The organism is Rhizobium sp. Root708 (assembly GCF_001429725.1).
In the GTDB taxonomy this organism is placed as follows: Bacteria; Pseudomonadota; Alphaproteobacteria; order Rhizobiales; family Rhizobiaceae; genus Rhizobium.
The window spans coordinates 1-10282 of record NZ_LMHV01000030.1 but is presented as its reverse complement, the minus strand read 5'-3'; the positions used below and the strand labels follow the sequence as shown (position 1 = coordinate 10282).

The following is a 10282-nucleotide window of genomic DNA, read 5'->3' as shown; positions in this document are numbered from 1 at the left end:
CATCGCAGCCATCGCCTTTCTCGGATGGAGCGTGCTTGGCCTCGGGGCCGCATCGGCGTTGCTTCTTGGAGCCGCCCTTGCGCCGACAGATCCCGTTCTTGCGGCAGACGTGCAGGTCGGCCCGCCGCAGACCGGCGAGGAGGACGACATCCGGTTCGCTCTGACATCCGAAGCGGGCCTGAATGACGGCCCGATGACGAAGATCCGGTTGGCGACCGAGAGACAAGCTATGCCGGCGAGCTCTTTCTCATGGCAGTCGGCGCACTGTTCCTGAACTTGAATGTTGCCCCGACAGAGGAGATGATCTTGTTGTCCTACAAGATGTCTCCGTGGCATGCGCTTATCATCATAGGCTGCTCGCTGGCCGTAATGCACAGCTTTGTCTACGCTCTATCGTTCCGAGGAAGTCATGACCTCAAGGAAGGGACGCCCAGCTGGCACGCATTCGTACGCTTCACGCTGCCGGGCTATGTGATTGCCGGACTTATCAGCGCATACTGCCTGTGGACGTTTCACCGGACGGACGACGTCGGAACCACACAGACCTTGATGGCCGTCATCATCCTGAGCTTCCCGGGCGCTATCGGGGCGGCGGCGGCTCGACTTATCCTGTGAGGCACAATGACAAAGACATCTGGCGATACGAATATCGAGGTGGCTGACCCACATTGGATTGAATGGGTGACAGGCCTGATCTCGGCAATCATCGTGGTTGCTGTGATTTTATGGATCGGCAAGGATGCGGTTACCGACCTGGATACCTCACCTGACCTTACAGGTAACGTCCTCCATGTCGATCAACGCAGCAGCGGCTACCAGGTTCAATTTGAGATAAGCAACAGTGCCAGTGCGACTGCTTCGCAGGTCACTGTGCAAGGTCTTGTTCGCGACGCGACCACAGTCGTCGAGACGGCTGACACCGTTGTCGACTATGTCCCAGGGCACTCAAAAGCGACGGGCGGACTGATCTTCCAGCACGATCCAAGGGGCAAGGGCGTAGAAATTTCGGCTGCGGCTTACAACGACCCCTGAACATTTTGTCCGTGTGACGGTGAGTCTTCATGGACAGTGGGACCGAGTTGCCTCGGCTGGTATTCCCTTCAAGACCTTCAAACAATGAGGATAAATCTAGGAAACACAAGCCGCCAACGTCATCGTCGCCACCCGGTCAGCGTTCTCTCTAGCCACCGCTCTTGCCGTATAATGCGGGTTCTCCATTGATGGAACGGCACCCCACGTCAGCCAACGTACTTTTGATGGCTCGCGGCTCGGCCCAAACCGATAAATGGCCGTCGTTGCGGTGGCGACTATGAAAAACAAGATTCGGCCACCGCACCACGAGTGCGATTTTCCCTTCGAACCGATCCAACCAGATGTTCGATAGCAATCAGGGATCAATGCGATCATACGCAAGATGACTGCAGCCGATATCATCGGCGCAGATGGTGAACGCTAAGCCGACCAGGCTTTGCAGGAACAATCCTCTTTGACCGGAATTTCCTCGAGTTTAGGTGTCTCGCCCGCAGCCCACGCTGGGAGAGCGATCGAGACCCTTGGTCCAGCTGCCGGGGTGATGGACGAGAAGATAGCAGTTAGTGTCCAGTCAGGTGCGATCCTCATCGTACTGCTCCGCTCCCGAAATCGGCGGAAGCCATGGCTCCCGTCTTTTGACCCAGAGCTCGTATGTGGGCCAGAGGCCAGTCGGGGCATCATGAAGACTACCCAACTTGATCTCGGCTTCCTTATCGTTCGCCGAGTACAGGCGCGACCCGCAACGCGAGCAGAAGGACCGCCCCGAGTATGCGGAGGTCTCTCCTCGAGTCTCGAATTGCTCGGCGGGCCAAACCGCGAAGTAGGTGAACGCCGAGCCGCTCTCCTGACGGCAATCCGTACAATGACAAATGCCGATCCTCGTAGGCTCGCCCCGGACCGCGATACGGACCTGGCCGCATAAACACCCACCTGTGATTATTGGCATGACACCGACCTCCCTGAATAGGCCCTCCCTGAAACGCCGTTGCACGTATGCGCGTCCCGCTTCTCCTGGTCTAGACTCAGAGATTGGACATCATCGAGAACAACGTCGCACATTGCATGCCAGGCGGAACCAGTTTCCTTACCCGTCAGTTCAATAACGGAGGATGTGAAAGGGCAACGACCAAAACCCTTGATGACCTTTTCCTCGATACGCTGAACGACATTTATTTCGCTGAGAAACAAATCCCAAAAGGACGAATTAAGCCAATGACGGAGGCGATATCGGTTCGCTTCCGAACTCATTGTCGTCCCATCCATGGTCACGACAATGTTGCTCTCCTGCCTTGATCGCAGCCTTCTGGTCGGCGAAAGGTCCGAGCATCTTTACGGTATCCCTAAAACTCACGACCACAGTGCGCTCGACGAGATCGAACACGAGCTGCATTCCCTCCTCATAAGGCATTTGAGCATACCTGCTTCTTTGCATACCGTGGCAAACGAATATCCCCTATATCCGGTTCCCTGAAAACAGCCGCAACCACGTTGGCCGCATTAGTCACAAGATTGACGGTGTAGAGTGAGATTTGCGGATGCATTGTCTTGTTTCGAACGGCCAATACTGCGTAGAAATCCGCAGAAACCAACGACGGCTCCAGCTTCGCGCACTGGTCACGCAGTTCTCCGCTCAATGGTCATGACCACGTAAGAAAGCGATCTCTTGGTCTAGCGTTGTTGTCCTCCTGCCGGTCGCGATCCACTGCAATTGATGCTTGAACGCTGACTGTAAGAACAACCCGTCAACATGATACCCGAGATTTCGACCACAAGAACCGGTATTCGCGCGGGAGGGTGTTCAGCACCATGTCCCAGTCTTTCAGGCCATGACCCTGGACTATCGAACTCTTTCGGTGTGTTACGAGAAGGATGGCATTAGGACCACCGTGCAGACCAACACCCTAGCCGAACGACGAGGCAAACAAGAGTTCCGAGGATATTGGACGCTAAGACTTCTTCCGATTGAACGGCCACGCCGTCACTTCACCTGCAAAAAGCGCCAACCAGAAGATCAGCGGTTGAAGAGAGAGACGGATAAGGTGATATGTCCATTCAAGAATGCTCGCGGAGGATGCACCAAGTGCATCTACGGCGTGCTTTATGTTTGCAGGAAAGACGCAGACCGCATAGAGAGCCAATCCTATCGCTGCGTATCGGCGCATCGAACACAACCAAAGTCCTAACGCGCCAGCAAGCTCACATAATCCTGTCACGAAGATGACTAAAGGAGCGTACGGCACCCAGTCGGGCGTGATGGTGAGGAACGGTTGCGGAAACGCGAGATGTGCCAAGCCAGCGGCCGCGTAGAAGCCGGATAGAGCGGCGCGAATCCGCCTGCCATGGATCTCGATCGATGTCATGTCAACATATACGTTGAGCGACGCCGCTGGTTTCATCGGCGCAGCGAAAGGAGTAGTCGCGGGCGGCCGCGCAGGTCCCATGTCTTCAGCACCGGCAGTAAGTCATCGACACAACTGGAACCTTTCGGTCCCCTCTCCATTCTCTTGTTACAAAAAGAGAGAACTCATGTTTATTTTGCTTACAAGCCTGGCCACGCTCATCGCCGCAATGTTTACCGTGTCAGTTGTTACGACTGTGCGTGAGTTGAGAAGCGAAAACGCGCAGGCGCGGCAAGAGGGTCATCCCGCACTCCGGAATTGAAAGCTTGGCAATGCTGATAGCTACCAGGCATCGCCTACTCTAGCTACTACCTGGTATCGTGGGGTTCGCCGATGCAAAGAGTGAGCGCCATTGGACTCATCCGATGCCCGTTGGTTTGCTTCCGTGACTCCCTCTGCCTGTCGCTCGGTTTCTTCGTGCTGGTTTTCAACACGTCGCCAATGGTCCTCGTGTTGGCCTTCAGGACGACCTTCATCTACCCAGACCCTGTATTCTCGCTCCGGTGCTGATCTAGGTCCATTTACATGCTCCTGCAGTGAATAGACTCGTCGCTCGGCAGCCGTTCCTGGCGGACCGATGAGACTTCGGTGAAGTTGTCAAAAGCTGCTTCGTGCGGCCGTGGCAGCGAGAGGCAACCCGGTAGCTTCGAAAACGCCCATGTCGCCGGGCGCAACGCTCATACAATACCCTCGGTTGATCCAGCCTTGGCTCGGGATTTTGAAATGCTTGAGCAATTGGTTAACTCGAAACAACGCGGCGCGAGCCGTCGAAACATTCTCTGCGAAGGAGAAGATCTGCTGGATTCGTTGCGGTCTTATCAGCCATGAACGGCAGAAGGCCAACATCGAGGCCGAGGGCTTCTTCAGTGCCCACCCGTTCCAACCGCCTGGTCCATTGCCGCCTATGCATCACAACAATGTGATTAGCGACGCTTGGATGGGCGGTGACCTCTAGTGTAGCGCGGGGGAGCCATTCACCGCGCCTGTTATTTCATCCAGGACGCCGATTAGTTTTTCAAACTCGACCAGTATCCTTAGAAGCTCTTGCGTTTCCAGAAGTGCGATCTCTGCGACCGAGAAGCGCACGGAGGAAACGAGAGCTTCCAGCCAGTAACGTTTGTCTGCAGGCACGTTAAGGAGCGCATAACATAAGTAGGCCTCAAGCCGCTCCAGAACCCGTCCGATCAGTTGGTAGCGACTCTCGCCATCAAGCTGCGGCAAAACCCTGCAAGCATCGTGGATATCGGTCACCAAGGTCATCCGTATGTCCTCGCGCGGTGAAAGCAATATGACATCACAACCACCGCGCTTGCATAGAGACTTTGGTCTGAGCCGGCGTCCTCGGTCTTCCAGCGTACCAACGCGAACTGCGTCTTCGCTCATCTAGTCTTAAGGCACATTAGTAGGTTCCTAAATCCGAGAAAGGCGAGCAGTGCACAAACAGACCGTGGTCTTCAACGGCCAGCCGGTAGCAATCTCCATCCCGTTCGAGTACCGCCTGAAATTTATTGCGGTGCCTTCAACGTGGAGCTTTTTGGTACGACACCGTACGGAGCCCGGTTTCCACCGACGGCGAACTTTATTTGCCGGGGATGAATGCTACCACTGCGTAAGACTTTGGTGATTTGCGACGAGCACGAGGCGGCGCATGGCAGTGAATATTTGTGAATTGGTACCGCTGTCTTCCACGACAGTGCTGGCTGCGTTTCTTGCCAACATTTCGCTTCTTGCCGCTGCAGCCCATGCCGACGATCAGATCTTCGATGAATTGCGTTTCGGCGCGTCCACGTCGATCCAGGGAGGTCATTCGCGCGAAGACGGGGTGTTCCCCGAGGTGACGGTCTTCTTCGATCCGTTCGATCAGGATGCCGCGACCAATTGGCAGCAGCAACTTGCGAGACCGCGCATTAACCTAGGCACCTCGATCGGAACATCCGGCCAGGCAACGCAAGTGTTCGGAGGTTTTGCGTGGACCGTCAATTTCAACGAGAAGATTTTTGCCGAAGCTAGCTTCGGAGGCGTCTGGCACAATGGCGAACTCGATCATAACACCGATGGCCCGGATCTCGGTTGTCATTGGCTGTTTCATGAGTACGTTGGCGCCGGCTATCGCTTCGACGCACATTGGAACGTCATCGCCCAGGTTGCCCACTCGTCCCACGCCCATCTCTGCGACGGTCCGAACGATGGCATGACCCGCGCCGGCATCCAGGTCGGCTACAAGTTTTAAGCTTGCTTGTCGTCGTCCGATAGCACGATGCGCATTGGAACTGCTGCTCCTGCGGGAAAGATGTCGATGACCTCTTTCCCTGATCGCAAGCTCGCCGGGATCATCGGCAAGGCCTTCGATCGCATATCCCGTGGCGCGAGCAAATGCTTCGAACGCATCCCGGTCGAAGGGTTGTCCTGCCATGACTTGGTAGCAACTGTCTCTGATCGTCTCCCACGGAGGGATTCGCTGGAGAACGGCACTCAGCGAGGTGATCAGCAGCCTGGGCCTTTGGGCTGGCTCGCTCCAGACCCTCAACGCGTCCATCCGCATTCCCATGCAGTGCCTGGACGGCGGAACACGGTCGTAGGGCAAGCAATCCCACGGCGGCAGCAGAAGCACATCAAGGGTCGGAAAAAGAGATCGGACCGAATGGGCGACGCGGTCGGCTGCAAATTCCGAAGCATGTCGCCCCCTGATTCCGAAATGATGCCGCCCCCCCATTCCGAGAATTAGTCGCCCCCTTATTCCGAGATGATCTCGCCCCCTGATTGGGGTGTTTGTCGGGGTGTTCTGTTGGTGAGACGTTCGACCTTTCAGTTGCGCTGAGAGGAAGGAACGCAATGCCAGCGGAGAGACTACAGATGCGGCGTGTCCGCGAGATTCTGAGATACAGATTTGGAGATGGGCTTGGTCACAAGTCGATTGCGCTACGCGTCGGCGCGGCTCCCTCGACCGTGCGTGAGACACTACGCCGTGTTGAGATCGCAGGCTTGTCCTGGCCGTTGGGCGACGATGTGAGCGATGCGGTGCTGGAAGCGGCGCTTTACAAGGCCGCAGGGACGAAGACGGGACACCGCCGCAGCGCTGAGCCGGATTGGGGCCATGTTCATCGTGAGCTGAAGCGCAAGCATGTGACGCTGCAGATCCTTTGGGACGAATACATCGGCCTCCATCCTGATGGATATCGCTACAGCCGCTACTGTGATTTGTATCGCGGTTGGGCATTGAAGTTGCCGGTAACGATGCGCCAGGACCATGCGGCTGGCGAAAGGCTCTTTGTCGACTATGCCGGCGATACGGTCACGGTGGTTATCGATCGACTATCGGGAAAGACGCGGCAAGCGCATCTGTTCGTTGCTGTGCTCGGGGCATCGAGCCTTTCGTTTGCACATGCCCGCTGGAGCGAGACGCTTCCAGATTGGATCGAATGCCATTTGCTGGCGCTTGAGGCTTTTGGCGGAGCCCCGGCATTGCTCGTACCAGACAATGCCAAGGTGGCGGTGATCAAGGCCTGTCATTTTGATCCGCAGGTCAACCGCACCTATACCGGCATGGCAGCTCATTACGGCAGTGCCGTTCTACCGACACGACCGCGCCGTCCGCGCGACAAGGCGAAAGTCGAAGCCGCGGTTCGCATTGTCGAGCGCTGGTTGCTGGGGCGACTGCGCCATCGCATCTTCTACAGTCTTGGTGACGTCAACACGGCAATCGTCGAATTGCTCGCCGATCTTAACGAGCGGCGTGTTCTACGCCGTGTTGGGCGCACAAGACGGCAGTTGTTCGAAGAGCTTGATTATCCGGCTCTGCGACCGCTTCCAGTCGAGCGATATGTCTTTGCGGAATGGAAGATCCGCCGGGCCGGGCTCGATTATCATGTCGATATCGACAAGCACTTTTACTCTGTGCCCTATCGCTTTGCCCGTGAGCAGGTCGAGGCGCGGATCACCTCCAACACCATCGAGATCTTCCACAAAGGCGAGCGGATCGCCGCCCACCGGCGTTCGAGCGGCAATGGCAAGCACACGACGACGCCGGAGCACATGCCATCCTCCCATCGTCGTTTCGCCGACTGGACGATCGAGCGCATCAGCCGCGAGGCGTCGGCAATCGGATCTGACGTTGCATTGCTTTGCGAGCGGATTCTGGCTGATCGGCCGCATCCCGAACAAGGCTACCGGGCCTGCCTGGGCATTATCCGTCTTGTCAAAGCTTTTGAACGTGGGAGGGTCAATGCGGCCTGCGGTCGGGCTTTGGAAATCGGCGCTCGAACCTATGGCTCGGTGCGCTCCATACTCGACAATCATCTCGATCGACCTTCGGCGTCATCAAGCTCAGCATCATCCGAGCCGATCAATCACCCCAACATCCGCGGTCCCCGCTACTACCACTGAGGAGAACTTATATGCTTGCACATCCAACACTTGATAAACTGAACGATCTGGGCCTGACCGGCATGGCCAAAGCCTTCAACGAACTGCTCACCAACGGGGAGAGCGAACAACTTTCCCATGCCGAATGGCTAGGTCTCCTGCTGGAACGGGAATGGAGTTCCCGTCACGATCGCAAGCTTGCCGCCCGTCTGCGGTTTGCCAAGCTTCGTCATCACGCTGTGCCAGAGGATGTCGATTACCGCAGCGAACGTGGCCTGGATCGGGCGCTGTTCATGAAGCTGATCGGCGGCGACTGGATCGATGCTCACGACAATCTTGCAATCTGCGGGCCGTCCGGCGTCGGAAAGAGCTGGCTGGCCTGTGCACTTGGGCATAAAGCCTGCCGGGATGATCGCTCTGTTCTCTATCAGCGTGTGCCGCGCTTGTTCGCCAATCTCGCTCTCGCCCGCGGCGATGGCCGGTATGCCAGGCTTCAGCGCACCCTCGGTCACGTCCAGCTACTGATCCTGGATGATTGGGGTCTTGAGCCGCTCAATGACCAGGCACGCCACGACCTGCTGGAGATCCTTGAAGACCGCTACGGACGCCGCTCCACAATTATCACCAGTCAGCTTCCAGTCTCGGCCTGGCACGAAGTCATCGGCAATCCGACCTACGCCGACGCCATCCTCGATCGCCTCGTTCACAACGCACACCGTATCGACCTGTCCGGCGAAAGCTTGCGGCGAAATCAGCGCCGGAAATCTTGACTCGCTATCCGAATGAATTGACAACAATCAAAGCCAGCAGGACCCCAGCCTCAAGGGGGCGAGATCATCCCGGAATCCGGGGGCGCAATCATCTCGGAACAAAGGGGCGGCTTCATCGGAATCTGCAGGTCGGCCGAACTTTCGCTCAAAGCGACGTAGCAGAGCGAAGTATCAGCATTTCGAAGCAAGGCTGCGAGACGAGTCGCGATAAACGCGGTTGGCGCCTTAGCTGGTGAAATCGTCTCGTCCTCTGACGAAAGTGGAGGTTGGTCACGGACTTCGGACTCGGTAACGCGCAATTTGAGATCCCACTTTTGCGTATTGGTGATTTGCCGCCTCACAAAACTACGGATGCGGCTGGTTGTTCCTTGATCACGCCGGCTCGTGACCATCAGTCATTTGCAATCATACTCCGTCAGAGCAACCGCCCACGGAGTTCTCGATAAGGCGTAGCTGTCGTTATCAAGCTGCCGCCTGCACTTTGATTGCCGCTCACTACAGCGCCAAGCGGCGAGGCGGGATCGCTCGGAAACTTCACCTCAGCGCACCGACGGGACCAAGCATGATAGTGATGGTCGCACTGCTGTAGATTTGGGGTCTGCCGCCAGCGTGGCTTGGATGGTGAGAATTGTCGACGCGGAGCTGTGACCTTTGAACACCGGTCAAGAGACGGAAGCTGTCAGAACGGAACTTCATGGTGGCATTACTTAGGGCTTTCCAGGTAAGCTACGGGTGAAAATTGGTTGGGCGCAACCCTTCTGTTCCACGGTATGACTTAGGTGCATCCTTTCTGCGCAGGTGCCCGCGGTAACGATTTCAGACAGAGTGCGCTAACGGGATGCATCTAGGACCTAAGTCCTGGCCCCGAACCAAATCGTCCTTCCGCTGTTTCCCTCTCATCACGATAGGAGAAATGGCATGACGTTCGAACCGGAAAGCCTTGCATATGATCAGCTTGAAAGCGTGCAGGCCGCGATGTCTGCAGAGCTGGAGCTGGAAAGCTCGTTGATCTCAGTTAGCATGGTCGGCAGGCGAGTTCTGCTGGAGGGTTACGTGGCCGACTACGGCGACCGAGAGAGGGCGACCGCTATCGCAGCGATGATCGCTGGTCCGGAGAACGTGCACGACAGGCTGCGCGATGTAGAAGAAATGGCATTGACATCGCTAGTTCGGGAACTATCGGCGTCGAGACTCTGGGCTCGATGATCAGACATGCGCGGAGACTCAGCGACGAATATCGCGGCCAGCAGATGGTAGCGGGTAGTGACAACCAAGGCACCTAGCGTGCCTGATGGCCTACCGTCTCTCGTTTGTCGACTGGTTCGATCGCGTTCATGATGAGCAGAACTCCCTCGTCTGGTTTCGCGATCCGGGAATTCTAGCCCTTTAGACACCGGGCAGTCTTAGGCCGGTTCATGTACAAGATCGTGCTAGTCGCGACCGAAGTTGAGGAAAGCCTTGGGGCGAGGACATGCATCAACGAGGCTTCGCTCAACAACGTCCTGTTCTGTGGCAGGATCCCGCCCTCCCTGGGTACGGCATGTGTGATGCGACGGCCCGCCTGCGAGCAAAGTAAGTTCGATAAAAGAGAATGGTGCCGTTGAGTCCGAACCCTCCAGCTTGTGTTTCGGCGTGCAAATTTAACCCCCTTGGCGGGGTAATCGGCGTCCAATTTTGACCCCCCTCAGATTTCATCTGACCATCCGGCTTTTGGCGGCG

9 protein-coding genes and 2 pseudogenes are annotated in these 10282 nt (G+C 56.7%); 7 read left to right on the top strand and 4 right to left on the bottom strand.

The features are described 5' to 3' along the window. The 3 genes and pseudogenes from ASE04_RS16935 to ASE04_RS16925 all read left to right on the top strand — a co-directional run. A pseudogene (locus ASE04_RS16935) lies at positions 1 to 190 on the top strand (cation:proton antiporter); the annotation flags it as partial. An 11-nt stretch (positions 191 to 201) separates the two neighbouring features. Then, a pseudogene (locus ASE04_RS16930) lies at positions 202 to 615 on the top strand (DUF2391 family protein); the annotation flags it as partial. Between the two features lie 6 nt (positions 616 to 621). Then, positions 622 to 1032, top strand: a complete 411-nt coding sequence (locus ASE04_RS16925; protein WP_056819304.1) for a TIGR02588 family protein — start codon at positions 622 to 624, stop codon at positions 1030 to 1032. 571 nt (positions 1033 to 1603) lie between these two features. Here ASE04_RS16925 and ASE04_RS16920 read toward each other — a convergent pair. The 4 genes from ASE04_RS16920 to ASE04_RS16900 all read right to left on the bottom strand — a co-directional run bounded on the left by ASE04_RS16920 (position 1604) and on the right by ASE04_RS16900 (position 4691). Beyond that, positions 1604 to 1978: a GFA family protein gene (locus ASE04_RS16920; RefSeq protein ID WP_056819311.1), complete on the bottom strand. Its 375-nt coding sequence runs from the start codon at positions 1976 to 1978 to the stop codon at positions 1604 to 1606. Between the two features lie 258 nt (positions 1979 to 2236). Beyond that, positions 2237 to 2422, bottom strand: a complete 186-nt coding sequence (locus ASE04_RS16915; RefSeq protein WP_244490447.1) for a hypothetical protein — start codon at positions 2420 to 2422, stop codon at positions 2237 to 2239. A gap of 556 nt (positions 2423 to 2978) precedes the next feature. After that, positions 2979 to 3392 carry a DoxX family protein gene (locus ASE04_RS16910; RefSeq protein WP_056819306.1) on the bottom strand — a complete coding sequence of 138 codons (414 nt, stop codon included), beginning with the start codon at positions 3390 to 3392 and terminating at the stop codon, positions 2979 to 2981. Positions 3393 to 4382: 990 nt separating this feature from the next. Next, a complete protein-coding gene (locus ASE04_RS16900; RefSeq protein WP_056819300.1) occupies positions 4383 to 4691 on the bottom strand; it encodes a hypothetical protein in 309 nt (102 codons plus the stop codon). A gap of 388 nt (positions 4692 to 5079) precedes the next feature. Here ASE04_RS16900 and ASE04_RS16895 point away from each other — a divergent pair, with 388 nt between their 5' ends. The 4 genes from ASE04_RS16895 to ASE04_RS16875 all read left to right on the top strand — a co-directional run bounded on the left by ASE04_RS16895 (position 5080) and on the right by ASE04_RS16875 (position 9769). Then, on the top strand, positions 5080 to 5661 hold the full coding sequence (locus tag ASE04_RS16895) for an acyloxyacyl hydrolase (RefSeq protein WP_056819298.1): 582 nt from the start codon (positions 5080 to 5082) through the stop codon (positions 5659 to 5661). Between the two features lie 623 nt (positions 5662 to 6284). Continuing rightward, positions 6285 to 7814 carry an IS21 family transposase gene (gene istA / locus ASE04_RS16890; protein ID WP_082597386.1) on the top strand — a complete coding sequence of 510 codons (1530 nt, stop codon included), beginning with the start codon at positions 6285 to 6287 and terminating at the stop codon, positions 7812 to 7814. 11 nt (positions 7815 to 7825) lie between these two features. Continuing rightward, complete coding sequence (istB, locus tag ASE04_RS16885; RefSeq protein ID WP_056819295.1) at positions 7826 to 8563, top strand: IS21-like element ISRel16 family helper ATPase IstB; 738 nt, start codon at positions 7826 to 7828, stop codon at positions 8561 to 8563. Positions 8564 to 9481: 918 nt separating this feature from the next. Then, positions 9482 to 9769: a BON domain-containing protein gene (locus ASE04_RS16875; protein ID WP_056819292.1), complete on the top strand. Its 288-nt coding sequence runs from the start codon at positions 9482 to 9484 to the stop codon at positions 9767 to 9769. The last annotated feature ends 513 nt before the right edge of the window (positions 9770 to 10282 follow it).